Origin of the sequence: Nocardioides sp., assembly GCA_037045645.1 — a bacterium.
Classification (GTDB): domain Bacteria; phylum Actinomycetota; class Actinomycetes; order Propionibacteriales; family Nocardioidaceae; genus Nocardioides.
On record JBAOIH010000001.1, the window covers coordinates 1,885,534 to 1,911,241 of the forward strand.

Annotated in this window: 25 protein-coding genes, 1 tRNA gene, 1 other RNA gene, 1 pseudogene and 1 other annotated feature; of the genes and pseudogenes, 13 read left to right on the plus strand and 15 right to left on the minus strand. The window is 66.5% G+C overall.

The window, feature by feature from the left end; translation table 11 throughout:
- The first annotated feature begins 59 nt into the window (after positions 1 to 59).
- Both V9G04_09320 and V9G04_09325 read left to right on the plus strand, forming a co-directional pair.
- Positions 60 to 566: a hypothetical protein gene (locus V9G04_09320; protein ID MEI2713476.1), complete on the plus strand. Its 507-nt coding sequence runs from the start codon at positions 60 to 62 to the stop codon at positions 564 to 566.
- Positions 567 to 573: 7 nt separating this feature from the next.
- Positions 574 to 1,029 carry a hypothetical protein gene (locus tag V9G04_09325; protein ID MEI2713477.1) on the plus strand — a complete coding sequence of 152 codons (456 nt, stop codon included), beginning with the start codon at positions 574 to 576 and terminating at the stop codon, positions 1,027 to 1,029.
- Here V9G04_09325 and V9G04_09330 read toward each other — a convergent pair.
- The 3 genes from V9G04_09330 to V9G04_09340 all read right to left on the minus strand — a co-directional run bounded on the left by V9G04_09330 (position 1,018) and on the right by V9G04_09340 (position 4,090).
- The gene (locus V9G04_09330; protein MEI2713478.1) at positions 1,018 to 2,217 is read right to left on the minus strand and encodes a HAMP domain-containing sensor histidine kinase; all 1,200 of its coding nucleotides are present in this window, start codon (positions 2,215 to 2,217) and stop codon (positions 1,018 to 1,020) included. The genes V9G04_09325 and V9G04_09330 overlap by 12 nt on opposite strands.
- Positions 2,214 to 2,867 carry a response regulator transcription factor gene (locus V9G04_09335; protein ID MEI2713479.1) on the minus strand — a complete coding sequence of 218 codons (654 nt, stop codon included), beginning with the start codon at positions 2,865 to 2,867 and terminating at the stop codon, positions 2,214 to 2,216. Before V9G04_09335 ends, V9G04_09330 begins: the two co-directional genes overlap by 4 nt.
- Positions 2,868 to 3,208: 341 nt before the next feature.
- Positions 3,209 to 4,090 carry a DUF5995 family protein gene (locus tag V9G04_09340; GenBank protein MEI2713480.1) on the minus strand — a complete coding sequence of 294 codons (882 nt, stop codon included), beginning with the start codon at positions 4,088 to 4,090 and terminating at the stop codon, positions 3,209 to 3,211.
- A gap of 154 nt (positions 4,091 to 4,244) precedes the next feature.
- On the opposite strand from V9G04_09340, the gene panB reads away from it, so the two are divergent.
- Positions 4,245 to 5,117 (plus strand): 3-methyl-2-oxobutanoate hydroxymethyltransferase, encoded by an 873-nt coding sequence (gene panB, locus V9G04_09345; GenBank protein MEI2713481.1) that lies wholly within the window; start codon positions 4,245 to 4,247, stop codon positions 5,115 to 5,117.
- Between the two features lie 95 nt (positions 5,118 to 5,212).
- Here the strand turns inward: panB and V9G04_09350 are convergent, their stop codons facing one another.
- Both V9G04_09350 and V9G04_09355 read right to left on the minus strand, forming a co-directional pair.
- Positions 5,213 to 6,238 carry an LLM class flavin-dependent oxidoreductase gene (locus tag V9G04_09350; protein ID MEI2713482.1) on the minus strand — a complete coding sequence of 342 codons (1,026 nt, stop codon included), beginning with the start codon at positions 6,236 to 6,238 and terminating at the stop codon, positions 5,213 to 5,215.
- A gap of 47 nt (positions 6,239 to 6,285) precedes the next feature.
- The gene (locus V9G04_09355; protein ID MEI2713483.1) at positions 6,286 to 6,492 is read right to left on the minus strand and encodes a hypothetical protein; all 207 of its coding nucleotides are present in this window, start codon (positions 6,490 to 6,492) and stop codon (positions 6,286 to 6,288) included.
- Positions 6,493 to 6,571: 79 nt separating this feature from the next.
- Here V9G04_09355 and rnpB point away from each other — a divergent pair.
- Positions 6,572 to 6,962, plus strand: an RNA gene (gene rnpB, locus V9G04_09360) — RNase P RNA component class A.
- A 14-nt stretch (positions 6,963 to 6,976) separates the two neighbouring features.
- Here the strand turns inward: rnpB and V9G04_09365 are convergent.
- From V9G04_09365 to V9G04_09375, 3 genes are read right to left on the minus strand one after another with little or no spacing between them, the layout of a single operon-like run.
- Positions 6,977 to 8,437, minus strand: coding sequence for an RNB domain-containing ribonuclease (locus V9G04_09365; GenBank protein ID MEI2713484.1), 1,461 nt, complete (start codon positions 8,435 to 8,437; stop codon positions 6,977 to 6,979).
- A gap of 3 nt (positions 8,438 to 8,440) precedes the next feature.
- Positions 8,441 to 9,184, minus strand: coding sequence for a C4-type zinc ribbon domain-containing protein (locus V9G04_09370; GenBank protein MEI2713485.1), 744 nt, complete (start codon positions 9,182 to 9,184; stop codon positions 8,441 to 8,443).
- 25 nt (positions 9,185 to 9,209) lie between these two features.
- Positions 9,210 to 10,013 (minus strand): Nif3-like dinuclear metal center hexameric protein, encoded by an 804-nt coding sequence (locus tag V9G04_09375; protein ID MEI2713486.1) that lies wholly within the window; start codon positions 10,011 to 10,013, stop codon positions 9,210 to 9,212.
- A 75-nt stretch (positions 10,014 to 10,088) separates the two neighbouring features.
- On the opposite strand from V9G04_09375, the gene V9G04_09380 reads away from it, so the two are divergent.
- The 3 genes from V9G04_09380 to V9G04_09390 are packed head-to-tail and all read left to right on the plus strand — an operon-like array spanning position 10,089 to position 12,571.
- On the plus strand, positions 10,089 to 10,433 hold the full coding sequence (locus V9G04_09380) for a hypothetical protein (GenBank protein MEI2713487.1): 345 nt from the start codon (positions 10,089 to 10,091) through the stop codon (positions 10,431 to 10,433).
- A 45-nt stretch (positions 10,434 to 10,478) separates the two neighbouring features.
- Positions 10,479 to 11,912, plus strand: a complete 1,434-nt coding sequence (locus V9G04_09385) for a HAMP domain-containing sensor histidine kinase (GenBank protein MEI2713488.1) — start codon at positions 10,479 to 10,481, stop codon at positions 11,910 to 11,912.
- Positions 11,897 to 12,571, plus strand: a complete 675-nt coding sequence (locus tag V9G04_09390) for a response regulator transcription factor (GenBank protein ID MEI2713489.1) — start codon at positions 11,897 to 11,899, stop codon at positions 12,569 to 12,571. The genes V9G04_09385 and V9G04_09390 overlap by 16 nt, the downstream gene beginning before the upstream one ends.
- Here the strand turns inward: V9G04_09390 and V9G04_09395 are convergent.
- The gene (locus V9G04_09395; protein ID MEI2713490.1) at positions 12,561 to 13,442 is read right to left on the minus strand and encodes a serine/threonine-protein kinase; all 882 of its coding nucleotides are present in this window, start codon (positions 13,440 to 13,442) and stop codon (positions 12,561 to 12,563) included. The genes V9G04_09390 and V9G04_09395 overlap by 11 nt on opposite strands.
- Positions 13,443 to 13,446: 4 nt before the next feature.
- Positions 13,447 to 13,839: a hypothetical protein gene (locus tag V9G04_09400; protein MEI2713491.1), complete on the minus strand. Its 393-nt coding sequence runs from the start codon at positions 13,837 to 13,839 to the stop codon at positions 13,447 to 13,449.
- Between the two features lie 340 nt (positions 13,840 to 14,179).
- Between V9G04_09400 and V9G04_09405 the strand changes: the two genes are divergently transcribed.
- The 5 genes from V9G04_09405 (at position 14,180) to V9G04_09425 (ending at position 18,773) form a co-directional block, all read left to right on the plus strand.
- Positions 14,180 to 15,415 (plus strand): histidine kinase, encoded by a 1,236-nt coding sequence (locus V9G04_09405; protein ID MEI2713492.1) that lies wholly within the window; start codon positions 14,180 to 14,182, stop codon positions 15,413 to 15,415.
- The gene (locus V9G04_09410) at positions 15,403 to 16,047 is read left to right on the plus strand and encodes a response regulator transcription factor (protein ID MEI2713493.1); all 645 of its coding nucleotides are present in this window, start codon (positions 15,403 to 15,405) and stop codon (positions 16,045 to 16,047) included. Before V9G04_09405 ends, V9G04_09410 begins: the two co-directional genes overlap by 13 nt.
- 206 nt (positions 16,048 to 16,253) lie before the next feature.
- The gene (locus V9G04_09415) at positions 16,254 to 16,451 is read left to right on the plus strand and encodes a helix-turn-helix domain-containing protein (GenBank protein ID MEI2713494.1); all 198 of its coding nucleotides are present in this window, start codon (positions 16,254 to 16,256) and stop codon (positions 16,449 to 16,451) included.
- Between the two features lie 49 nt (positions 16,452 to 16,500).
- A protein-coding gene (locus tag V9G04_09420) for an IS3 family transposase (GenBank protein ID MEI2713495.1) occupies positions 16,501 to 17,741 on the plus strand; the annotation gives its coding sequence in 2 pieces (ribosomal slippage) (positions 16,501 to 16,783 and positions 16,783 to 17,741; 1,242 coding nt in all).
- Positions 16,782 to 16,910 (plus strand) — a sequence feature (AL1L pseudoknot). It overlaps the preceding gene by 129 nt.
- 60 nt (positions 17,742 to 17,801) lie before the next feature.
- Complete coding sequence (locus tag V9G04_09425; GenBank protein ID MEI2713496.1) at positions 17,802 to 18,773, plus strand: integrase core domain-containing protein; 972 nt, start codon at positions 17,802 to 17,804, stop codon at positions 18,771 to 18,773.
- Between the two features lie 41 nt (positions 18,774 to 18,814).
- Here V9G04_09425 and V9G04_09430 read toward each other — a convergent pair.
- The 5 genes and pseudogenes from V9G04_09430 to V9G04_09450 form a co-directional block, all read right to left on the minus strand.
- Positions 18,815 to 18,887, minus strand: a tRNA-Val gene (locus V9G04_09430).
- Between the two features lie 164 nt (positions 18,888 to 19,051).
- A pseudogene (locus tag V9G04_09435) lies at positions 19,052 to 20,150 on the minus strand (IS630 family transposase).
- Between the two features lie 3 nt (positions 20,151 to 20,153).
- Positions 20,154 to 20,732, minus strand: coding sequence for a peroxiredoxin (locus tag V9G04_09440; GenBank protein ID MEI2713497.1), 579 nt, complete (start codon positions 20,730 to 20,732; stop codon positions 20,154 to 20,156).
- Positions 20,733 to 20,749: 17 nt separating this feature from the next.
- Positions 20,750 to 22,357 carry an AMP-binding protein gene (locus V9G04_09445; protein ID MEI2713498.1) on the minus strand — a complete coding sequence of 536 codons (1,608 nt, stop codon included), beginning with the start codon at positions 22,355 to 22,357 and terminating at the stop codon, positions 20,750 to 20,752.
- Between the two features lie 52 nt (positions 22,358 to 22,409).
- Positions 22,410 to 22,814 carry a DUF3052 domain-containing protein gene (locus V9G04_09450; protein ID MEI2713499.1) on the minus strand — a complete coding sequence of 135 codons (405 nt, stop codon included), beginning with the start codon at positions 22,812 to 22,814 and terminating at the stop codon, positions 22,410 to 22,412.
- 155 nt (positions 22,815 to 22,969) lie between these two features.
- On the opposite strand from V9G04_09450, the gene aceE reads away from it, so the two are divergent.
- Positions 22,970 to 25,705: a pyruvate dehydrogenase (acetyl-transferring), homodimeric type gene (gene aceE / locus V9G04_09455; protein MEI2713500.1), complete on the plus strand. Its 2,736-nt coding sequence runs from the start codon at positions 22,970 to 22,972 to the stop codon at positions 25,703 to 25,705.
- Positions 25,706 to 25,708 lie beyond the last annotated feature (3 nt).

Genomic DNA, 25,708 nt, shown 5'->3' on the forward strand with positions numbered 1-25,708 from the left:
CTGACGAAAGTGGTGTTCGCCGGAAGTTCCGGCCCAACCCCCGATCCTCAGGAGCACCCATGTTCGCCAAGATCCGTCAGTCCGTCGCTTTCCTCGCCGGAGGCGTCGCCATCACCGCCGCCGCCGTCGGTGCCGCCGCTGTCGCCGACACCGGCGCCGAGCCGGACACCACACCCGTGACCAGCGAGGTCTCCCAGGCGGCAGCCGACGCCACCTTCCTGATCGAATGCGTCGAGGACAACGTCGTCAACCAGCCCCGCACCTTCACCCTCAGCTGCGCCGACGCCAACGAGGTCCTCGACAACCTCACCTGGACCAACTGGGGCGCCGACGAGGCCACCGCCAGCGGCGTGGTCGCGAGCAACGACTGTGACCCGAACTGCGCAGAGGGCGAGATGAAGTCCTACCCCGTCACCGTCGTGGCCAGTGACCTGGTCCAGGGCGAGGCCTCGCAGACGTACGGCACGCTGACCGTGGTCTACAGCGGCGACCGCCCCGAGGGCGCCGAGCAGACCGAGACCGTTAAGGTCCAGACCGTGGAAGCGATCAGCGGCCTGGACCAGTGAGCCCTGCGTGAGAGTCCGCTCCGTCCTGGTCGGCGCCCTCCTGGTCTTGGGGGGCGCCGGCTGTGGCATCGCGGATGAGGTTCCCGTACGCGACGTGACCTCGGCCCCTGCAGCCGATCGGGTCTATCTGATGGAGTGCGTGGAGGATCAACTCGTCCAGCAACCCGCGTCGTTCACCCTTGCCTGCGCCGATGCCGGCGAGAGTCTGGATGCGCTGGAATGGCAGGACTGGGGCGCCGACAACGCGACCGCCACCGGCCAGGTCGTCGTGACCGACTGCGAACCCGATTGCGCAAACGGCACCCTGAAGCGTTACGACGTCCGTGTCGTGGCCGACCGACTCGTAGCAGGCGAAGCCCTCCAGACGTACGGACGGCTGCGCGTCACACCGACGGGCGACAAGCCGGACTTCTGGCACGCCACCGAGACCTATCGCCTGCCCACGGTCGAGTCAGCCGGCTGACCCACCACCGACCAGCGCGTCGCCGAAGGTGAGCGTGGCCACGGCCCCGTCGTCGTTGGCAAGGGTCAGCCTGGCGCCGAGCAGCTCGGCCTGCGCGGACGCGATGGCCAGGCCCAGGCCCGACCCGGCCGCACCGGAGTGCCGACGGAATCGCAGTGGTCCTTGGGTCAACACCTGCTCGGGATAACCCGGACCATCGTCGCGCACCTCGATCGAGGCACCCCTGACGGTGACGGTGACGCGCTGGCCACCATGCGCGGCGGCGTTGCGGACCAGGTTCGACACGATCAGGTGGACGCGACGCGGATCGGTCTCCACGACCGCCGGATCCTCGACCACCAGGGTGGCTTGCTCGGTCGCGTCCGTGGCCAAGACACCGAGATCCACCGGCTCGCGCCGCACCTCGGCCTGACCGCTCTCGGCACGGAAGAGTTCGAGCAGATCCTCGACCAGACGCCGCAGCCGGTCGACCTGACGGCGTACGAGCGCCGAGGATTCGTCTTCGGGGAGCAACTCGGCCGAGGTCACCAGGGCTGTGAGAGGCGTACGCAACTCGTGTGCCACGTCGGCACCGAACTGTCGTTCGCGTTCCACCCGGGCGGCCAGCGCGGCCGTCATCTCGTCGACGGCCTGGGACAGGGCCGTGACCTCGTCTCTCCCCCCCACCACGGCGGTGAGGTCGTGTTCGCCCGAGGCTGCCAATCCGGCAGCGCGGCGCAGTCGGCGCGACAGCCCCGTAGCCGCCCACCAGCCCAGCAGTGCGGCTGCCAGGAAGGCGATCAACCCTGCGAAGAGCAACGACTGCCGCAAGGCGGTCTGTTCGTCGCGCAACGGCGCCGCGTCGAGGCGTACGTTCATCACCACCTCGGGACCGAGGCGTTCTGCTGCCCACATCTTCGATCCGTCGAAGAAGGTGGCCTGGTCCCCTACCTGGTCAAGCGTCGCGATCAGCGCCTTGGGCGGGCCGTCGGCCGCGATCGAGGCGCCCTGGGTAAGCCGCCCGTTCACGCTGTAGACCAATGCGGCCGCGGCGAGTCGTTCGTTGGCCTGCTCGCGCAATCGCTCGCGCCCGTCCACACCGGCTTGTTGCAACACCAGCGCGCCCACGACCACCAGCACGACGAGCGTGACGGCCGCCATCGCCGCCGCGATCCGCGAGCGGATCGAGTGCCGCCAGCCGACCTTCACTGCCGGACCAGTTTGTAGCCTGCACCCCGCACGGTCGCGATCGTGTCGGCACCGATCTTGGAACGCAGTCGCTGGATATTGACGTCCACGACGCGCGGGTCGCCCCAGTCGCTGCTGCCCCAGACGTGGTCGAGCAGTTGGTCGCGCGACAGCACCGCACCGATGTGGTCGAGCAGCACCGAGAGCAGGCGGAACTCGGTCGCACTCAGTTGCACCGGCTCGCCGGCCTTGGTCAGTGTCATCCCGGCCCGGTCGATCTCCAGGTCACCGAGCCGTTCGGTCTCCTGGCGCGTCGCACCCCGGCGTACGACCGCGCGCAGCCGCGCCGCCAGCACATCTCCGTCGAAGGGCTTGGTCACATAGTCGTCCGCCCCGGCTTCCAGCCCCATGACCTGGTCGCTCGAAAGATCACGGGCAGTCAGCAGTACGACCGGAAGGTCGCCGCGACTGCGAATGAGTTTGGTCAGCGCGATGCCGTCCTTGCCCGGCATCATCACGTCCAGCAGCGCCACGTCGACCACCTCGGTGACGAGTTTGGCCTCGGCGTCGGTGCCATCGTGCGCCGTGACCACGTCGAAGCCGTGCTTGCGCAAGATCAGTGCGGTCGTTTCGCGCAGGTCTGCGTCGTCTTCGGCTAGCAGCACTCTCACGGGAGCACTCTAGGCACTGACCTGTCGCGTCTGCGCACGAGAAACACGCTGACCTGTCGCGTCTGCTCACGAGAAACACGCTGACCTGTCGCGTCTGCTCACTCCAGCGTGGCGAGATGGAACCCTGCGAGAGCCAGAATCGCACTGGCCAGCACCCTCCGGTGATCCACTGCAGGCTCGGTGGGTAATCCCACGGGCGGCGCAGGTGGCTCGGCACGGCAGCGTACGGACCCCAGCGCCGTCTCGATGCGCCACGCCAGCATCGCTGACTCGATGGGTTCGTCGAACACGCTCGGATCTCGGCGGGAGCGCTGCGGACGCGTGCGGGTTGGCGCGAGTTCTCAGATCAGGTGGAAGGTCTCCATCGAATCCAGCGCCGTCTCGGCTGCGAGGAACTTGGTGCGCATCGACCACCGCGTCCCGGTCGCGAGGAACCAGTCGTTGAGCATCAGCCCGTCCACCCACGCACTCAGCCGCACGGCCTGGAAGAACACCGGCGTAATGATCGGCGTGCCTGCCAGGAGGTCCACGGCGTCGCCGAACCAGAAGAGCCGGAAAAGGGGGCTCAGGTCCTGGCCATAGACGCGCTCGACATCTGCGGTCAGGCCGACGGTCGCGTCGACGAGCAGGTCGCCGATCGCGAAGAAGTCCTGCTGCTGCGCGACGCGGGTGTTCGCCAGGCGGATCGCCTCGGGAAAGTCGATGACCAGGTGTGCGATAAGTCCTTCGGCAGCCACACGGCCGACCGAGCGGTTGCAATCCGAGGCCATCGCGTAATAGCTGCGCCACTCGCGCGTCATCGTGCCGCCGGTCAGATAGCCGCGCAGGTTGTCGAGATAGGCGACCACGAAGTTGCGCGAGACGCGCTCGACCCAGGTCGGGTACTGCCACCGCGAGGCGTCGCTGACCGGACCGGCGCCACTCACGAGGATCTGGCGGTAGAAGATCGCGAAGATCCCGCGGTGGTCGCGGGTAGCGCTGAACGTGCTCTCGATGACGTCGAGGCGTGCCTTGGCGTCCGCGAACGTGCGCAGCGTGCGGGTGTCGCTCGCCTGGAGCAGAGCGGCGCGCTGGGTCGAGGTCAGCGGCGTGGTGCAGTCGCTGTGGCGTACGGGCGCCGCCTCCGTGGAGGCCGACGCGGGCGCGGCGACGAGACCGAGCAGGCCGACGACGAGCAGCAGGCTGGACGCGAGGCCGGTGAGGCCGAGGCGGGTGCGCGACATGGGAGAAAACTAGAACATGTTCCTGTTTCTGGCGAGAGCCGTCTCACCCGCCGTGAGCCGCGGCATAGTGCGCGGGTCGAGTGCCCCGACTAGCGTGGAGGCTGATCCGAGGACTCCCGTCGTGGAGCCGCGAGACGACTTTGAGGAGCACCACATGTCCCAGTCCACTTCTGAGCAGCCCACTCCTGAGCAGCCCAGCCCGTACGGTTCCGGCGCAGCCACCCCCGCCCCCGCCAAGCGCGTACGCACCCATCACCTCCAGGAGATGAAGCAGCGCGGCGAGAAGATCACCATGCTCACGGCGTACGACATGTACACCGCCGCGACCTTCGACGAGGCCGGGATCGACATGCTGCTGGTCGGCGACAGCGCCTCCAACAATGTGTACGGCAACGAGACCTCCCTGCCCGTGACCGTCGACGAACTCCTCCCGCTGACTCGTGCGGTCGCGAAGTCGACCAAGCGCGCCATGGTTGTCGGCGACCTGCCGTTCGGCTCCTACCAACGCTCGCCCGAGCAGGCGTACGACACCGCGGTCCGGTTCATGAAGGAAGCCGGAGCCCACTGCGTCAAACTTGAGGGCGGTCGTGAGATGACCGGCCAGATCTCCCTACTCACCCGAGGCGGCATCCCGGTCTGTGCCCACATCGGCTTCACCCCGCAGTCGGAGCACGCGCTTGGTGGCTACCGGGTGCAGGGCCGCGGCGAGGCAGCCGAGCGGATCCTGGCCGACGCGCGCGCGGTGCAAGAAGCCGGAGCCTTCGCGGTGGTGATGGAGATGGTGCCCGCCGACGTGGCGCGCCAGATCTCCGAGGAACTCACCATCCCCACGATCGGGATCGGAGCCGGCAACGGTTGCGATGGCCAGGTGCTGGTCTGGCAGGACGCGTTCGGCCTGCGTACGGGCAAGATGGCCAAGTTCGTCAAGCAGTACGCCGATGTCCACTCGGTCCTGCTCGAGGGCGCCAAGGCGTACGCCGACGACGTCCGCAACGGCACCTTCCCCGGCGACGAGCACTCGTTCTGACTAGGCCCTCGCCCACTCGGAAGAACTGCGGCCGGATCGGCTGGCCGGGTCGAGCAGACCCCGACCAAGGCCGCAGTTCTTCGCGCTCGGCGGAGTCAGCGCCAGCCCAGCCCCGGCGCCACGTCGCGCACGATCGACTGCAACAGGTGGGCGTTGTAGTCGACACCGAGCTGATTGGGCACCGTGAGCAGGACCGTGTCGGCGGCTTGGAGAGCCTCATCGGAGGCCAACTGCTCCACGAGTTCGTCGGGAGCCGCGGCGTACGACCGACCGAAGATGGCCTGTCCCAACGTCGCATCGATATGTCCGACCTGATCGCGGCTCTGGCCGTCGTGGCCGAAGTACGCCCGGTCCAGATCGGTCACCAGCGGCATGATCGAGCGTGACACCGAGACCCGGGGCGTCCAGTCGTGTCCGGCTTGCGCCCACGCCGTTCGGAACGCCTCGATCTGCTTGCGCTGCTGAACGTGGAACGGCTCACCGCCCTCGTCCTTCTTCAGCGTCGACGACATCAGGTTCATCCCCTGCTCGGCCGCCCACACCGCCGTCGCGTCGGAGGCCGCGCCCCACCAGATGCGCTGGCGCAATCCCGACGAGTACGGCTCCACACGCAACAGCCCCGGCGGGTTGGGGAACATCGGCCGTGGACTGGGCTGAGCAAAGCCACTGCCCTGGATCACTTCGAGGAACACGTCGGTGTGCCGACGCGCCATGTCCTGCTCGTCCTCGCCCTCACCGGGCGCGTACCCGAAATAGCGCCAGCCGTCGACGACCTGCTCCGGGGAGCCACGGCTGATCCCGAGTTGCAGCCGTCCGCCCGCGATCAGATCGGCCGCGCCGGCATCCTCGGCCATATAGAGCGGGTTCTCATACCGCATGTCGATCACGCCGGTGCCGATCTCGATGCGCGACGTACGAGCACCGATCGCCGACAGCAGCGGGAACGGCGACGCGAGCTGCCGAGCGAAGTGGTGCACGCGGAAGTACGCCCCGTCGACGCCGAGCTCCTCGGCCGCTACGGACAACTCGATCGACTGCAGCAGCGCGTCGGAGGCCGTACGGACTTGCGAGTGCGGCGTGTCCGACCAGTGGCCGAAGTTGAGGAACCCGATCTTCTTCATGATTCGTTCAACATTCAACAACTGCATTCATTCCCGCCGCCGAGGCTTCAGTCCTCCAACGCGTCGTCGTTCCACTTCGGATCGTTGTCCCAGGCCTCGTTGCGCTCCTCGACCTTCTCCAGAGCACGCGAGGCCTCGGCCTGGGAGGCGTACGGTCCGAGCCGGTCGCTGTTGCGGCAGCCGTCCTCGCCCTCGACGGTCTTGTGCGTCAGGCAGAACCAATACTCGGTGGGCGTTCCATCGCTGTCGGTCATGCTCTCGAACCTACCTGCGGCAAAGCGCCGGCGGAATAAGGCCCTGGCGGAACCCGAGTTGCCCTACCCTGAAGGCGGACGGGCTGGCCGGGCGACCGCGTCAACACTTGCATGAGTGCTGCCGAGGAAGGTCCGGGCTCCTCAGGGCACGGTGGTGGCTAACGGCCACCCGGGGTGACCCGCGGGACAGTGCCACAGAAAACAGACCGCCTGCGGCGACGCAGGTAAGGGTGAAACGGCGGTGTAAGAGACCACCAGCGCCTCGGGCGACCGGGGCGGCTAGGCAAACCCCACCGGGAGCAAGGTCAAGAAGTCCAGTGCGTGCACTGGGCGCGCGTACGTTCGAGGGCGGCCCGCCCGAGTACGCGGGTAGACCGCTGGAGGCGGCCGGCAACGGTCGTCGTAGATGGATGGTCGCCGAGTCCCAGCGATGGGACGAACAGAACCCGGCCTACAGGCCAGCCCGTCCCCTACTCCGGCCCGCTTATTCCGGCGAGGAGTGCTCCTGCAACTCGAATGCGACCTTGCGCTGCGTGACGTCGGCCTTCGTCAGCACCACACGTACCGACTCCCCCAGCGGCAGTTCATGGTCAGCGGTCACTGGGGCCTCGATCGCCGGCTCCTCGATGGTGACCGAGCCCTCGCGCTTGTCCTTGTCGTCGCGTTCGACCACGACGGCGTCGAAGGTCTGCCCGACGCGGTCGCGCAACACCCCCGCCTCGACCAGGTCGACGATGCCGTTCTCGTACGCGTTCGCGCGGCGCCCGGAATCTCGCATGATGTCGGGCAACTCCCCCATCCGGTCGCGCACCCAGTCCGGGACGGGGTGACCGGCCGTGATGGCCAGGCAGATCTCGCCTGCATAGCGATCCACCAGGCGGCGCAGCGGCGCGGTGCAGTGGGCGTACTCCGCGGCGAGCGCGCTGTGCGTCTTCTGCTCGGGGATCTCGCCGTCGAAGGCGACGTACGCGCTCCCACGCAGCAGTCGGGTGCACGCCACCACCATCGCCGCATGCGCGGGTTTGGCCGGGTCGAGGGTGCGGATGAACTCCGGATAGTCCTGATCGGCCGGCCAGTCGATCTTCAACGCTTTGGCGGTGCGTCGCAGGCGCGACACGTCGCGCGGGTCGGCCGGTGGGAGCGTACGCAGGACGCCGATCGCGTTCGACACCATCAAGAAGGCCGCGCCGAAGCCGGTGAGCAGCGAGATCTGCGCGTTCCAGTTCTCGACCGGCAGCATCGGGCGGAACGTCAACTGCCAAGTTGACCCGGAGGTGTCGATCTCCTGCTCGGGCAGCGGCAACGAGACTCCCCCGCGTCGAGCCTCCCGCTCTTGGCGCAGCAGCCCGACCTCTTTGAGCAGTTGCAGCGACTCCGAGGCGGCGCCGTCGTCGAGTTGGCCCTGGACGGTCTGATAGTCGAGCTTGGCGCGCGAGCGTACGAGAGCCCGCTCCACCTTGACCTTGGTGCCTTCACCGGTCTTGTCGACCTCGATCGTCCACAGCAGCGCCGGTCTGGTCTGGTCGGGCAACAACGACGCCGCATCCTCGGACAGGACCTTCGGATGCAGCGGGATCTTGGAGTCGGCGCCGTAGAGGGTCTGGCCGCGAAGGTGGCTCTCGACGTCCACCGGGTCTCCCGGTGAGACGAAAGCCGCGACGTCGGCGATCGCGTAGTAGACCACATAGCCGTCACCGAGCCGCTCCAGATGCAGCGCCTGGTCGAGGTCCATCGCCGAGGGCGGATCGATCGTCACGAACTCGATATCCGTGCGATCGAGCTCGGGCAGTCGCGGATTGCGCGCGGCATCCGAAGCCGCCCGTTCGACGGCGTCAGGGAAGCCCGGGGTGACCCCCAACTCCGCTTGCAGAGCCGCGACCCCTTCGCGCAATGTCTCCCCGAGAACGCCGTCGCTGTCCCGAAGGTGGAGTACGCGAGCAGGCATGCCTCAGAGACCCGATTCGTTCGTACGCACCAGGATCCGCTGACATTCCTCGCAGCGCACCACCTCGTCGTCGGCCTTGGAACGGATCTCGTTGAGTTCGGCTGCGTCCAAGGTGAGCATGCAGCCGCCGCATTGGCCACGATGCAGCAGCGCGGCCCCCTGACCGTCCTTGGCTGCGCGCAACTTCTCGTAAAGCGCCACCAGGTCAGTAGGCAGGTCCGCGTGCAGCGGCTCTCGTGCCGTCGCGATCGAGGCCAGTTCTGCATTGAGCTCGGCGGTCTTCGCGTCGCGCGAAGCCACCTGTTCCGAGCCCAGCGCCCGCGCCTCGGCCAGCGCCGCGGTGAACTTCGTGAGTTCGGCCTGCGCCTCCTCGACCCGCTCCATGACTTCGAGCTCCTGCTCCTCCAGCGACGAGATGCGCCGGTCGAGAGAGACCAACTCGTGCTGCATCCGCTCCAGGTCCTTGGGGTTGGCGATCTCGCCGCTGTCCATCCGCGAGCGGTCGCGCGTACGCCGGGCCTTGACCGCCTCGACGTCGGCGTCCACCTTCTCCTGCTCGACCGTCAGGTCATCCACGACGATCTGTTGATCCATCCGCAGCCGCTCAAGATCGCCGACCTTCACACGCAGTTCGGCGATGGTGGCCAGTTCGGGCAGGGTCGCCAGCCGGTGACGCAACTGGTCGGTGCGGGTGTCGAGCGTCTGCAGGTCGAGCAGTCGCACCTGAGCGGCGGGATCGGCTTTCAACGCGGGTCCTTCTGTCGGCGGGGGGTCACAGTCGCATGCTCCACGGGTCGGTGCACAGCGCGCTGACCCTGGTCTCCAACCTATCGCCCATCGCGACTCGCAGCCGCGCCTCCACCACGGGAAGCCAGGTCCACTCGGCCGCCCAGTGGGACACATCGATCAGTGCGGGGCCACCACGCTCGAGGAATTCGCTCGCGGGATGATGACGCAGGTCGCTGGTTACGAAGACGTCCGCGTCGTCGCCGTCGAGACCGGCCAGGAGGAAGTCGCCTGCGCCGCCGCACAGCGCCACCCGGCGTACGACGCGCTCCGGATCGCCCGCGACTCGTACTCCCCCGACAGTCGAAGGCAGCGCCTTGCGCACCACCTCAGCGAATTCCGCCAGTGTCGTCGGTGCGACGTTTCCGACCCGGCCGGTGCCGGTGCCGGAGGCCTCGGCCGCCAGCAGCGGGGCCGGATCGGTCAGCCCGAGTGCTGTCGCCATCGCCTCCGACACCCCGCCAAGTGCCTGGTCGGCGTTGGTGTGCGCGGTCAGCAGCGCGCAACCGGCCCGCTGCAGCGCGGCCAGCGTGCGGCCCTTGGGCGTGGTGGCGGGCACGCCGTGCACCGGCTTGAGAAACAACGGATGGTGTACGACGAGCAGGTCCGCACCCCATGCCGTCGCCTCCTGAGCGACGGGCAGCACCGGGTCAACCGCGAAGTAGACCCGCGCGACAGATTGCTCGGGATCGCCGGCCACCAGTCCGACAGCATCCCAGGCTTCGGCTGTCGCGGGCGGGAACCATTCGTGGAGCAGGGCGACGACCTCGGCAAGTGTCGGAGCGGACATGCACCGCACCCTACGATGAGAGATCTCTCATCGGTCTCTCACCGGACTCCCACACGCGCTGGCCACAATCGCGTCATGACACCGTGGCGCACCATCCTCGCGGCGGCGATCTCCGTGCCCGCCCTGATGCTGCTCGCCCTGCTCATCCAACCTACCGGCGACCTCCCGGCGCCACGCGATCCCATCGTGCTCACTCCCGCTACCGCAGACCCGACGGGTACGCCCGAGAAGCCGCCGAAGAGCAAACCTCCCCGGAGCAAGAAGCCCGACCCGGGCGCGACGCCCTCCCACACCTCATCGAGCACCGTGCCCGAGATCCGCCCCACCCCCCGCGAGGTCGATGACGACGACGATGACGACTGGGACGACGACGACCGGGACGACGACGACCGAGACGACGACGACCGAGACGATGACTGACGTCGCCTGCGCGACCGGCTGTGCCGGCACGGCAGGATGGGGCGGGTGACCACGGACTCGGCCAGGCGCCCCCGCCAAGGGCTGAGCGTTCGCGCTCGCTTCACCACCGCGGTCGCGGTCTTGGTCGCTGCTGCGTTGACGCTGGCCGGCCTGATCGCGTACGCCATTGAGGCCCAGCGCATCCAGGAGTTCGCCGTCGAGGCGAGCGAGCGAGAACTGGCAGAGTTCGGTGCGCTGCAAGAGAACGGAGTCGACGTCGCCACCGGCGAGCGTTTCGAGGGCGCCGAGGCGATGATCCGGGCGTTCTTGACCCGCAATGTGCCCTCCGACGACGAGGTGCTGATCGGATGGTGGCTCGACAAGCCCCAGGCTCGCTCGGCAAGCGACAGCACCCTGCACCGCGATCAGCAGTTCATCTCCTTCGTGGGCACGCACGTCGAGGCCGGGGGCACCTTCTTGTACGACGACCCTGACGAGGGCAAGCTGATCGTCGCGATCCAGCCGATCCGCACCGGTTCAGATGTCGGCGCATTAGTGGTCGTGACCAACCTGGCAGAGGCCCGCAGCGGACTCTTCGACACGATGCGCACCTACGCCATCGTCGCGCTGGCGCTGGCCCTGCTCAGCACGTTGTTCACCGCCTGGCTCACCCGCCGCCTGCTGGCGCCACTGGAGACATTGCGCCGTACGGCTCGCGAAGTCAGTGCCTCGGACCTGTCGCGCCGGCTGCCGGTCACGGGCAACGATGACATCACGATGCTGACCCGTGATGTCAACGAGATGCTGGATCGCCTCGACGCCGGATTCGAGTCCCAGCGACGTTTCCTCGACGACGCGGGCCACGAGTTGCGTACGCCCCTCACCGTCTTGGGCGGGCATCTGGAACTGCTCGACCCGGGCAACCGCGACGAGACCGAGAACACCCGCGCGTTGCTGCTGGACGAAGTCGGCCGAATGTCGCGGCTCGTGGACGACCTGATCTTGCTCGCCAAGAGTCGCCGGCCCGACTTCCTGCGCCGAACCGAGGTCGACGTGGACGAGCTCACCCGCACCGTGCACCGCCTGGCTGGCGCACTCGGCGACCGCGATTGGCGTCTGGTCACCGATGGCGTCGGCACCGCGTACGCCGATCCGCAACGCCTCACCCAGGCGATGTTGCAGTTGGCCGACAACGCCGTGAAGCACTCCGACGAGGGCACCGTCATCGAGATCGGCTCTTCACTCGATGAGGAGACGGTCCGGATGTGGGTGCGCGACCGCGGCGATGGCATCGCGGCGAGCGACCACACCCGGGTGCTGGAGCGCTTCGCCCGCTCACACGTCCGCTCCGGCGACGACGGCTTCGGGCTCGGCCTGTCGATCGTGGGGGTAATCGCCCAGGCTCACGGCGGCGTCGTTGTGCTCTCCGATGTCGAGCCTCATGGCCTTCAAGTGTTAATCGAGTTCCCTCGGGAGGAGACCCCATGGCACATATCTTGATCGTGGAGGACGAGGAGCGGATCGCGTCCTTCGTTGCCAAGGGACTCACCGCGCAAGGGCATCGCACCCACACCGTGGGCGACGGCGTCCTTGGCCTTGCCGAGGCCGAGACCGGGGCGTTCGACCTGGTGATCTTGGATATCGGCCTGCCGGGAATGGACGGTTTCGAGGTCCTCGACCGGCTGCGCTCCCAGGGCAACCGGGTGCCGGTGGTGGTCCTGACCGCCCGCGACTCCGTCACCGACACGGTGGCTGCGCTGGAGGGTGGCGCCGATGACTACCTAGCCAAGCCGTTTCGCTTTGCCGAGCTCCTGGCGAGGGTGAAGGTCCGGCTGCGGCAGGCGCACGAGTCTCCCGCGAGCGCGAACGCGCCCGAGGCGGTGACCGCAGGTGGCGTACACCTTGACGTCCGCACGCGGCGCGCCCTGGTTGACGGCCGCGAGGTCGAGTTGTCCGATCGGGAGTTCCGGCTCGCCGAGATGTTCTTGCTCAACCCTGGACAGGTGCTCTCGCGTGAGCAGGTGCTCGACCACGTCTGGGGTTACGACTTCGACCCCGGGTCCAATGTCGTCGACGTATACGTCGGCTATCTGCGCAAAAAGTTCGGGTCGAGCAAGATCGCGACCGTACGCGGGGTCGGCTACCGATTCAACGCCTGATCTTGAAGCCAGCCAAGCGACCGCGCGGTTGCGCTTCCAGCACCGGCTGGAAGGCATCGGCGATCTCGGCCGGCAACGGTCGATTCGCGGGCTTGGGGTCGAGACAGGCCGACACCACGTCGCAGACCGCCACCGGGGTGCCCGAGGGCAACGGCCCGGCCGGAATGACCAGTTGCGGGAACCGCTCGGCACGCTGCGGTGCATCCGGGTCGCCCTTCGGGAAGGGACGCTCCCCGGTGATGGCGTGGTGCAAGGAAGCACCCAACCCCCACACGTCGGCGGCATAACTCGGCGTCCCCGTGTGTGGAGGTTCGGTCTGCTCCGGCGCCATGTAGGCGTCGGTGCCGATCGGGTCGATCAGCGCCTCAGCCTGCTCAGCCGTACGCATCACCGAAAGGTCGATCAGCCGGGCTGGGGATCCCATGATGATGTTGCTCGGCTTGATGTCGAGGTGCACCCAGCCGGTGTGGCGAAAGTAGTGCAGCGCTGCGGCGACGTCGATGGCCAAGGGGAGGTACTGCTGCTCCTGCAGCGGGCCGTGGCGCCGGATCAGCGAGGACAGCCGCGGCCCGTCGATGTGCTCCAGCACGAGGTGCGGCCGGTCCCCGTCGGCGACGTGGCGCAGCCCGCGTACGACCACGGGATGCTTGACCGCCTCCAACGCCGCCACCTCACGACGTAGACCCCGAAGCGCCGACGACGACTCCACCTGGTCGGGACGCACCACCTTGACGACGACCGGTGAGTAGGTGATCTCGTCGAACGCCAGATACGCCTCGTACGCCGAGCCACCCCCGAGCAGCCGCATCGCGGTCAACTCGGGGGTGATCAGGTCGCCGGCCTCGAATCGCCAGCGAGAGTTCTCAGTCATGTGGTCAGCCACGCGTGTCGTTGCGCGACTTGTCGTTGGTGCGGTCAGCAGAGTGGTCACGCGTACGGCTGCCACCGTCACGCGTCCAGTCCTTGGTCTTGTCGCCGCGGCTGAGGTCCTTGTCGCGGCTGACCTTGGTGAAGTTGCTGCGGGTGTTGTCGTTCGTGGCCCGGCTGTGGCCGGTGAACGTGTTCTTGTCAGTGTTGTCGCCATCGGTGGCGGTGTTGGTGTCGTCATCGTCGTCACCATCGTCATCGACTGCGAGTGCGAGCTCGACGCCGTCGTCCTCACGCTTGGCGGCATCGTCGCTGGCAGACGCGGCCACCTGGAGGCCGAGCAGGCCGGCGAGCACGAGCCCGACGAGGCCGATGATGCTGAAGTTCACGAGCTTCTTCATGATGGATCCCTTTCGTGGAGTGATGACAACGATCTTGGCCACGCGGGTTAAGCCGACCATGAAGTCGGCGTGAGAGCACTCTCATCCAGCAGCGTCCGGCGAACTCTGAAACACGCGTGGGATGATCGAGGCGTGAGTCGATAAGGGTCCGAGGCGCGTCCAACGTCCAGTCATCGAAGAGACCAGACGAAGGTGAGACAGACATGCGCGGGCAGACCTTGGAGAGCCGGAAGGGTAGGGGAAACCCCACCTCGGCTGTGGTGGGATCTCCCTGTGTGTGCGCTGCCGCAGCCGAAAGACTGTGGGCATGACAATCCGCGAGATTCCTCAGCGAAGCACTATGAGCAGTCGTTGGGCGGCTCAGCGGGATTCGATTCTGCTGACCGGGCGACTTCTGGGCGTCGCGTTCACGCTGGTCGGGGCGGCCCTCGCGTTCGCTTTGGTGTTCCTCGGCGTTGGCGTCTTCCTCTTCCCGGCGTGCGTGCGTTCTTTGCGTGCTCAGGCCGCTGGGCTCGCTGCCGCGCATGCGCAGACGACCGGTGTTGTTATTCGGGTGCCTGTCCTCCCTGTCGATGATCGCGGAGGCTTCGTCGCCCGTTCGCTGCACACGTGGCGGCTGCTGACCAGCGCCGAGTTCTGGCGGCTCGTGCGCTGGGCATTGTTCGACATCTCCACTGGCATCGTCCTGGCGATCGTGCCGTTCGGGTTCGTCGGCTGGGGATTTCACGGCGTAGTTGTCCTGCCGATCCTGTACCTGCTACTGCGCATCACCCCGACCGAGTGGTACGCGTTCATCCCCGTAATGTCTCCCTCCGGCCTCCCCTTCGCGGCGATCCTCGGGATCGGGTTCATCGTCTTCGGTTTCATGACCGGTTCGTGGTGGCTGCGGATGCAGGGACGATGGTCCGCTCTGCTGCTCGGCGGGCAGGTCGTTGACCTGCGCGAACGCGTGGACGAACTGGCGACCTCACGAGCAGAGGCCCGTCAAGACGCCGCCGCCGAACTGCGCCGGATAGAGCAGGAGGTCCACGACGGTACGCAGTCGCAACTGGTCGCGATCGGCATGAAGCTCGGCACCGCTGAAGCACTACTCGATCAGGAACCGCAGCGGGCACGTGACCTCATCGAGCAAGCCCGGGAGGACTCCTCGACCGCGCTGACCGAGCTGCGTGATCTGATGCGCGGCATCCGCCCTCCGGTCCTCGCCGACCGCGGCCTCGGGCCGGCACTGGAAGCCCTTGCCCTCGACGCGACGACGACGATCTCGACCCAGGTCGACGTGCAGGGCAGACTCGATGACTCGCTGGAAGCAGCCGTCTACTTCGCCGCGCGGGAGTTGATCGCCAACGCGATCAAGCACGGCCGAGCCTCGCGGGTAACGCTGGCCGCCAATTCCGACGCGACGACACTCACGGTCACGATCAACGATGACGGGCAGGGCGGTGCGACGCTCGTGCCCGGCCACGGTCTCGAGGGCACTCGACGTCGCCTCAGAGTCTTCGACGGCAGGCTGATCGTCATCAGTCCCGTGGGAGGCCCGACCAGCATCCGGATCGAGGTGCCATGCGGGTCGTGATCGGTGAAGACCAGACCATGCTTCGTGCAGGGCTGGTCAGTCTGCTCGAAGCATCCGGTCACACCGTCACTGCTGCCGTCGGCGACGGTCCCGCGCTGCGGGCAGCTTTCGACAACTGGGACGCGGATGTCGCGATCGTCGACATCCGCCTTCCTCCGTCACACACCGACGAGGGGCTGAGGGCGGCGCTCGATGCACGCCAGCAGCGCCCAGGCCTGGCGGTGTTGCTGTTCTCGCAGTACGTCGAACGTCTATATGTCCGCGAACTTCTCACCGACCGCGCCGGCGGTGTGGGCTATCTACTGAAGGACCGGGTGTCGCACCCACGGCAGTTCATGGACGCGCTGGCTCAGATCGCGCAAGGTGGCACGGTGCTCGATCCGACGGTGATTGACACGATGCTCACTCGCTGCGAGGCCGAACGTCCCCTGGACTCGCTCACGCCCCGCGAGCGCGACGTGCTGCGCCTCATCGCCGAGGGACGATCCAACGCGGCGATCTGCGCTGAGTTGCACCTGAGCGACAGCGCGACCACCAAACACATCACCGCGATCTTCGACAAACTCGGGCTCCACTCCAGCCCCGAAGACAACCGCCGCGTCCTCGCAGTTCTCAGCTACCTCGACGCCTGAACGGCTCCTCGAAATCACTGCCTCGCGGGCGATGTGGACCTCGATGTTGTCGCAACGAGCATCGGCTCGGCTGAGGATGGCGAACCTGCGGACGTCGCAAGTTTGAACACCGATTTTGGGTGGGCGCAAAGGTGTGTAGTTTCACGACATCGTTGATATCTGAGTCGCGTCATCGTTGATATCGGGTCTTGTTCTGACCATGAGCCATGTCAAAGGCACAGGTCATCGTGTTGTCAGTGGTCCACCAGGGCCTCACCAAGGCTGAGGCAGCGCGGCGCTACGACGTGTCTTGGCAGTGGGTCCACACCCTGGTCACCCGCTACCACCAAGGCGGCCTCGAAGCCCTCGAACCCCGCTCCAAACGACCCCGCACCAACCCACGCGCCACCAGCGAGGCCCTATGAACCGCCCCGGCATGTCCGGAGAGGCTGATTCGTTGGAAGGATCACTCTCATGGCACGTCCCTCGAGGTACCCGACCGAGCTGCGTGAGCGCGCAGTGCGGATGGTGATGGAGTCCAGGCGGGACTATCCGCACGAGTCCGCCGTGATCAGGTCGGTCGCGGCGAAGCTGGGCATCACCTCTACTGAATCGCTGCGTAAGTGGCTGCGGCAGGCCGAGATCGACGGCGGTGTCCGCGTCGGCAAGTCCAGCGAGGAGATCGCTGAGATCAAGGCGTTGAAGAAAGAGGTCGCCGAACTGCGGCGGGCGAACGAGATCTTGAAGAGCGCTTCGGCTTTCTTCGCGGCGAAGCTCGACCGCCCCAACAGGTTCTGATCGACTACATCGAGGACCACAAGGTGGAGTTCGGGGTCGAGCCGATCTGCCGCGTGCTCAGTGAGCACGGGATCAAGATCGCTCCGTCCACCTACTACGAGGCTCGCTCACGCCGGCCTTCCAAGCAGCAGATCCGCGACGCGGAGCTGGTCGAGATCATGGTCGCCGAGCGCAACCGGCAGAAGCTGGTCGCGCGGTTTGGTGCACGCAAGATGTGGCTGCACCTGCGCGGACGGGGCCATGACGTCGCTCGATGCACCGTCGAGCGGCTCTACCGTGAACAACGCTGGGTCGGGGCGCTACGTCTGAAGAAGTTCCGGACCACCATCGGCGACCCGGCCGCCGAGCGACCACTGGACCTGGTCGATCGGCAGTTCTGGGCGAGCAGGCCCAACCAGCTATGGGTCGCCGACTTCACATATGTCGCGACCTGGTCAGGCACTGTCTACGTCGCCTTCATCTTCGACGTCTTCAGCCGTCGGATCGTGGGCTGGCGGGCCGCCACGCGGATGACGACCGACCTGGTGCTCGACACCCTTGAGCATGCGATCTGGACCCGCCAGCAGGCCGGTGTCACCGACCTTTCCGGCCTCATCCATCACACCGATGCAGGGTCTCAATACGTCAGCTTTGCCTTCACCCAGCGCCTCGTCGACGAGGGGGTCGACCCCTCAGTCGGGTCTGTTGGCGATGCCTATGACAACGCCCTCGCCGAGTCCCAGATCGGGCTCTACAAAGCCGAACTCATACGTCCTGAAGGTCCCTGGCGCGGCGTCGAACACGTCGAACTAGAGACCCTGAACTGGGTCGACTTCTTCAACAACGAGCGCCCTCACGAGGCGCTCTCCGACCTCACGCCCATGGCGGCCGAGGAACTGCACTACGCTGCAAGAAACGAGCTCACGCCAACCGGCTGAGCCACCAAACCCAGCCTCCGGACTCGCCGGGGCGGTTCACTACGGCAACGGATCCTTCAGTTGCGAGAAGAACTCGACAACGCCGGGCTGGACGCCGGACCCATCACCATCGCCAAACATCTCGACAACGAAAACCTCCACGTCCCGTCCACCTCCACCATCCGCCGCATCCTGCACACCGCCGGACTCATCACCCCAGACCCCAAAAAGCGCCCACGATCCTCACTGCGCCGCTTCCAAGCCGCCCAACCCAACGAATGCTGGCAATCCGACTTCACCCACTGGCGCCTAGCCGACGGCACCGACATCGAAATCCTCAACTGGCTCGACGACCACTCCCGGATGCTGCTTTCCATCACCGCCCACGACCGCGTCACCGGCCCAGACGTCGTCAACACCTTCGCTGACACCCTGAACACGTACGGACCACCCACATCCACACTCACAGACAACGGGTCCGTCTACACCTCACGCTTCACCGGCGGCAAGAACGCCTTCGAATACCTCCTCGCCGTCCTCGGCATCACCCAGAAGAACGGCCACCCCGGACACCCACAAACCCAGGGAAAGATCGAGCGCTTTCACCGCACCCTCAAGAAGTGGCTCGCCCGACAACCCACAGCAGCCACACTCACCGAACTACAACAACAACTCGACCACTTCAAACAGATCTACAACCACCAACGCCCCCACCGCGCACTCAACGGCCACACACCAGCCAGCCACTACACAGACCACCCCAAGGCACTCCCCCGCGGCACCACACCAGCCGACCCCCACTACCGAATCCGACTCGACCACGTCGACACCTGGGGCAAAGCAACCCTGCGCCGCGCCGGCCGCATGCACCACCTAGGAATCGGCTACGCCCACCGAGGCACACCCATCCTCATGATCATCGACGCCAACACCGTCACCATCACCCACCGCAACACCGGCGAAATCCTCAGCGAACACCAAATCGACCCCACCAAGACCTACTGGCGCAACCAAAAAAGAGAGCCCGGCCGATGGCCGGACTCTCAACCATGACCCGACTCATCTATCAACGATGACCCGACTCACAACATGGGTGGGCGCAAAGGGACTCGAACCCCTGACATCCTCCTTGTAAGGGAGGCGCTCTACCAACTGAGCTATGCGCCCTTCGCCCGCAGGCGACGACCAGGCACACCTTAGTAAATGACCCGGAAATGAGTCGAACCGCTGGCGTCTCGGGTCACCAGCGGTTCAACAACACTGACTTTAGTCAGGCGTTGCGGGTTTCGCCAAGCGAATCGGCGGATTTCGTCCAAAATCCCACTAAATGTCTAGTGCCGCGGATTTGAAGTTGTTGGACGGTTGGCCTTCGCCAGGATCTGATCGGCGGTCTTGGTCCACACGAACGGATGCGCTCTTTCGTGCCAGCCGTCGATGAAGGCGCGGATCTTGGCGTTGAGGTCCTTGACCGACTTGAACACCCCGCGGCGGATCGCCTGCCGCTCGACGATGCCGAACCAGACCTCGACCAGGTTCATCCAGGAGGCATGGGTCGGGGTGAAGTGCACGACGAAGCGCGGGTTGTCGGCCAGCCAGGTCTTCACGTTCAGGTGCTTGTGCGCGGCGTAGTTGTCCATCACCAAGTGCAGCTCGACCGGCTGCCCGTCGGCGTCGCGGACGTCGCGGTAGGCCCGCTCGATCTGCTTGAGGAACGCCAAGAACTCTTGATGACGATGGCGCGGCTTGAGCGCCGCGGTGACCTGCCCGGTCGCGATGTCGAGCGCTGCGAACAGCGTGGTGGTGCCATGCCGGTAGTAGTCGTGCGACCTGCGCTCGACCTTGCCCGGTTGCATCGGCAAGATCGGGACCGTCCTGTCCAGCGCCTGGATCTGGGACTTCTCGTCCACGCACAGCACGATCGCGTTCTCCGGCGGCGCCAGGTACAGCCCGCAGATGTCGGTCACCTTCCCGACCAGCTCGGGGTCGGTGGAGAACCGGAACGACTCCGCCTTCCACGGCTTGACGCCGTAGGCCGACCAGGCTCGGGCGACCGACTTGTGGGAGATCTTCAGCCGGTTGGCCAGCAGCCGGGTGGACCAGTGCGTGACACCGAGTTTCTTCGGTGGCGGCTTCAACGTCTCGGCCACGATCGCCCGGTGATCGAAGCTCCCGCGGACGTCCCGAACGCGGAGCATCTGCCAGCCCCGCCAGTCCCTTGGACTGGTAGCGATCCCGCCAGCCCAGCACCGTGGTCACCGTCGCACCGACCAACTCCGCGATCCGCGTATTCGCCACCCCGTCGGCCGCGAGCAACACGATCCGCGCCCGCTTCGCCGCCGACGCCGGCACCGTCGAAGCCCGGGCCCACCGCTCAAGCTCCTCGCGATCGCCTGGACGCAGAACCAATGCAGGAGCAGGACGATTCGCCATGCCTCATGATTTCAGATCCCAACTATCTAGGAACTTACGACACGCGGCACTAGCCCACCGGCCTTTGGACAACGGAATCCGTCGTGCGAGCGTCACGCGAGTGCGTGTAACTGACGCAGATGCTCGTCGAGATCGCGCGCCTGCGAAGCTCGGGTTGTGCACAGCCCAGCGGATAACGCCGTCGCGATCGATGACGTACGACGAGCGGCGTGGGCAACCCTTGGTCGGATCGAAGACGCCGTACGCCTGGGAGACCGCGCCGTGCGGCCAGAAGTCCGACAGCAGCGCGAAGTTGAGTCCGTCTGCCTCGGCCCAACCGCGCAGCGCATAGACCGGGTCGCACGAGATCGCCACGACCTCGGTGTCGAAGGTCAAGAACTCGGCCAGTCGATCGCGAATCCCCGCCATCTCCCCGGTGCACACGCCCGAGAACGCGAAGGGATAGAACAGTACGGCGACGGCCTTGCTCCCGCGGAAGTTCGACAGGCTGACGTCTTGACCGAACTGGTCGCGAAGCGTGAAGTCGGGCGCACGATCACCCACGAAGAGTTCGGCGACGGCGGGGGCGGCAGGCTGGGTCACGCGGGCAGCCTAGCCAGTCAGCGTTCGGCCAGTTCTCGCTTGAGGATCTTGCCGGTGGCGTTGCGCGGCAACTCGTCCACGAAGACGATCTCGCGCGGGACCTTGTAACGCGCGAGGTTATCGCGCACCCATGCCTTGAGGTCGTCCTCGGTGACCGACTGGTCAGCGAGCACCACGAAGGCGCGCAGACGCTGACCGAAGTCGTCGTCGGGGACGCCCAGGGCAGCAGCCTCATTGACCGCCGCATGGCGCGCCAGGCAGTCCTCGATCTCCCTGGGGAAGACGTTCTCTCCCCCGGACACGATCATCTCGTCGTCGCGACCCTCCACGAAGAGCAGACCGTGCTCGTCGAAGCGTCCGACATCCCCCGTGGACATCAGACCGTCGATGACGTCCTTGGTCTCGCCATTGGTGTAACCCTCGAAGAGCATCGAGTTACGTACGAAGATTCGCCCCGGCGTTCCGGTCTTCACCTCTGCCCCCGAGTCGTCCAGGATGCGTACGTCCGTGCCCAACGGCGGTCGGCCAGCGGTCGACGGCGACCTGCGCAGATTGCGCGGAGTCGCGATGGAGCCGTACGCCACCTCGGTCGAGCCGTAGGTCGAATACAGGTTGTCGCCGAAACCGTCCATCCACCGGGTCGCCAGGTCGCCTGGCAGCGCCGAGCCGGACGAACTGACCACCTTGAGGTCAGGCAAGGCGTACGCCGAGAGCACGTCGGAGTCGAGCGCCAAGACCCGCTGCAGCATCACCGGGATCACGATCGCGGTGTGGCAGCGCTCGTCGCGCACCGTGGTCAGGAAGTCCTCGGGGTCGAAGCGGTTGCGCAGCACCATCGTGTCGCCGAGCAGCATGCACAGCGCCATGTGGGCGAAGCCCCAGGTGTGGAACATCGGCGCCGCGATGTGCATGCGTACGCCCGCTCGATAGGGGATCCGCTCCATCAGCGCGACTCCGGCGTCGATGCCTGCGTCGCTGCGCGGCGCGCCCTTGGGGGTGCCGGTCGTGCCCGAGGTGAGGATCACGATCCTGGTGTGCCGCGAGGGGGGCGCATGGGGGGTGGCCGGTGCCTGGCTGATCAGCGCCTCCAGGTGATCGGGACCCTCCTCGCCCGCGTCGTCCCAGGCGACGAAGCGCTGCTCGACCTCCGCCTCGGCGAGCAGGTCTGCGAACTCGGCATCGTGGACGACGACGGCGGGATTCTCGCGCCCGATGACCTCGACCAACTGCGGGCCCGCGAATGCGGTGTTGAGGTAGAGCACATCCGCGCCGAGCTTGGCCGCGGCGACCGTGACCTCCACGAAGTAGCGGTTGTTGCGACACATCAACGCGACGCCATCGCCGGCACCGACTCCGCGCTCGGCCAAGGCGTGCGCCAGTGCATCCGTACGACTCTGGATCTCGCCGAACGTCAGGTCACCACGCGGATCCGCAATGCCGACCCGATCCGGGTAGCGCACCGCCAGGGCCTGGAATCCACCGGCGGGCCCCGTCCCCCACTCCAACACGGTGCGACCAAGCCGCGCCAACGTCAGGGGCCCGAACGGCGCGATGACTCCCGATTCGGTGAGCACTTTGAGGGCCTTGGCGGCGAAGGCGCCCCTCGACAGGATCTGGTCGAGCACGAGTTACCTCACGTTCGTCAGGGGGTGGGGGTTTCCAGATTCGATGACCGTCTCAGCCGACGGTCTTGGGGGCGAGCAGTTTGGTGGCCGCCCACTCGCCACTCACCGAGACCGACGTCGTCTGGCTCAGTCCGGCGATCGGCGCGGCTTCGGTGATGTCGGCCGCCGACACCTCGCCGGCACGCCCCACCTTGGGAGTCAGCAGCCAGATCGCGCCACCACCGACGAGATCCGTGAGTGCGTCCACGAGTCCGTCCACGAGGTCGCCGTCCTCGGCTCGCCACCACAACAGCACCGCATCGACGACGTCGCCGTGATCGCCGTCCACGAGGTCGGCGTCGATCACGTCCTCGATGGCGCGGCGCAACGCATCGTCGGTGTCTTGATCCCAACCGAGTTCTTGCACCACCATTCCACGCGAGAGGCCGAGCTGGGTGGCGTTGCTCGTGGAAGTCACATCGTTAGTCCACCGGAGATCGGCGGGTCATGCAAGCCTGGCTACTCCCCGGTAGATTTTGTGGGCAGTCCGGCAGTGGCACGATGGGACTTGTGACTGGTCCTGACTCCACTTCGTCCTCCGCCTCCGGCAAGCGCATCGTGATCCACGAGGGGATGCCGACCCAGTTGCCGGACATCGACCCCGACGAGACGCGGGAGTGGGTGGAGTCCTTCGATGCGATGGTGGCCGAGCGAGGCCGCGACCGCGCCCGTTATGTGATGCTGCGACTGCTCGAACGCGCGCGTGAAGCATCGGTCGGCGTACCCGCTCTGCGCAGCACCGACTACATCAACACCATCCCGCCCGAGCGTGAGCCGTGGTTCCCGGGCAACGAGGAGATGGAGCGCCAGGTCCGCCAGATCATCCGCTGGAACGCGGCCGTCATGGTCACCAACGCCAACCGCAAGGGCCTGGAGGTCGGCGGCCACATCGCGACCTACCAGAGCGCCGCGAGCCTGTACGAGGTGGGCTACAACCACTTCTTCCGCGGCAAGGAGCACCCTGGCGGCGGCGACCAGCTCTTCATCCAGGGCCACGCGGCACCCGGTATCTATGCGCGCGCCCACCTGATGGGCCGGCTCTCCGACCAGCAGTTGAGCCGCTTCCGTCAAGAGGTGCAGCACGGTCGCGGGGCGGGCTTGTCGTCGTACCCGCACCCCCGCCTGATGCCTGATTTCTGGGAGTTCCCGACGGTGTCGATGGGCCTGACGGCACTGAACTCGATCTATCAGGCGCGCTTCAACCGTTATCTGCACAACCGCGGCATCAAGGACACCAGTCAGCAGCACGTGTGGGCGTTCCTCGGTGACGGTGAGATGGGTGAGCCCGAGTCGCTCGGCGCGATCGGTCTGGCTGCGCGCGAGGAACTCGACAACCTGACCTTCGTGATCAACTGCAACCTGCAGCAACTCGACGGCCCCGTACGCGGCAACGGCAAGATCATGCAAGAGCTCGAGTCCTACTTCCGCGGTGCGGGTTGGAACGTCATCAAGGTCGTGTGGGGCCGCCAATGGGACGACCTGTTGGCCCGTGACGTCGACGGTGTACTCGTCAACCAGATGAACTCCACCCCTGACGGCCAGTTCCAGACCTATTCGGTGGAGAGCGGCGCCTACATCCGCGAGCACTTCTTCGGCGCTGATGCTCGACTGCGCAAACTCGTCGAGCACCTGTCGGACAAGCAGATCGAAGACCTCCCCCGCGGCGGTCACGACTACCGCAAGGTGTACGCCGCATTCGACGCTGCCAGCAAGCACGTGGGCCAGCCCACGGTGATCTTGGCCCACACGGTGAAGGGCTGGACGATCGAGGCGTTGGAGGGCAAGAACGCGACCCACCAGATGAAGAAGCTCAACCCCGCGGCCCTCAAGCAGTTCCGTGACCGCGTCCGGCTGCCGATCAGCGACGAACTCATCGACAAGACCTATGAGAACGACGGCACGGCGCCCTTCTATCACCCCGGCGAAGACTCCGAGGTCATCGAATATCTGCGTGACCGGCGCAACGCACTCGGCGGGCCCAACCCACACCGCACCGTGAACGCCAAGCCGCTCACCTTGCCGGGCGACGAGATGTACGACGAGCTCAAACAGGGCTCGGGCAAGAACGCCATCGCCACCACGATGGCCTTCGTACGCCTGCTGCGCGACCTGATGAAGGACCCCGAGATCGGGCACCGGATCGTGCCGATCGCACCCGACGAGTTCCGTACGTTCGGGATGGACTCGATGTTCTCCAAGAACAAGATCTACAACCCGGCAGGACAGCACTACGAGTCGGTCGACCGCGCCCAACTGATGGCGTGGAAGGAATCGCCGCAGGGCCAGTTGCTGCACGAGGGCATCTCTGAGGCTGGTTCGGTCGCCAGCGCCACTGCTGCCGGCTCCTCGTACGCCACCCACGGCGAGCCGATGATCCCGGTCTACATCTTCTATTCGATGTTCGGCTTCCAACGCACCGGTGACTCGATCTGGGCGATGACCGACCAACTCGCCCGCGGCTTCCTGATCGGCGCCACCGCCGGCCGTACGACCCTGACGGGCGAGGGTCTGCAACACGCCGACGGCCACTCACCGTTGCTGGCCGCGACCAACCCCGGCGTGGTGCACTACGACCCCGCCATGGCTCACGAGGTCTCGCACATCGTCCAGGACGGTCTGCGACGGATGTACGGCTCGACGCAGGAGCACCCGCACGGCGAGAACGTCGTGTTCTACCTCACGGTCTACAACGAGCCCGTCGTGATGCCCAAGGAGCCCGAGAACCTCGACGTCGAAGGCTTGTTGAAGGGTCTCTACCACTTCGCCACCCCGCCCGAAGGTGTCGCGAGCGAGGCTCCTCGGGTGCAGTTGCTCGCCAGCGGTGTCGCGTTCCCGTGGATCCAGAAGGCGCAGAAGTTGCTCGCCGAGGATTGGGGCGTCGCCGCCGACATCTGGTCGGTCACCTCGTGGAACGAGTTGGCGCGCGACGCCGTCGCGGCCGAGGAGTGGAACCTGCTCAACCCGTCGGCCGAGCCGCGGCACGCCTACGTCGCCGACAAGCTCAAGGACGTGGCGGGCCCGGTCGTCGCCGTGTCGGACTACCAGGCCGCCGTACCGTTGCAACTGGCGCGCTGGATCCCGCGCGACTATCGGGTGCTCGGCACGGACGGCTACGGCTTCGCCGATACCCGCCCTGCTGCTCGACGCTACTTCCACGTCGACGCCGAGTCGGTCGTCGTCCAGGCGCTCCAGGCTCTAGCCGACGACGGCAAGGTGTCGCGCGACCTCGTACAGAAGGCCTTCGACACCTACCGGATCGACGACCCGACCGCAGTGTCGGGGGTGAAGCAGGAGGGCGGCGACGCCTGATCA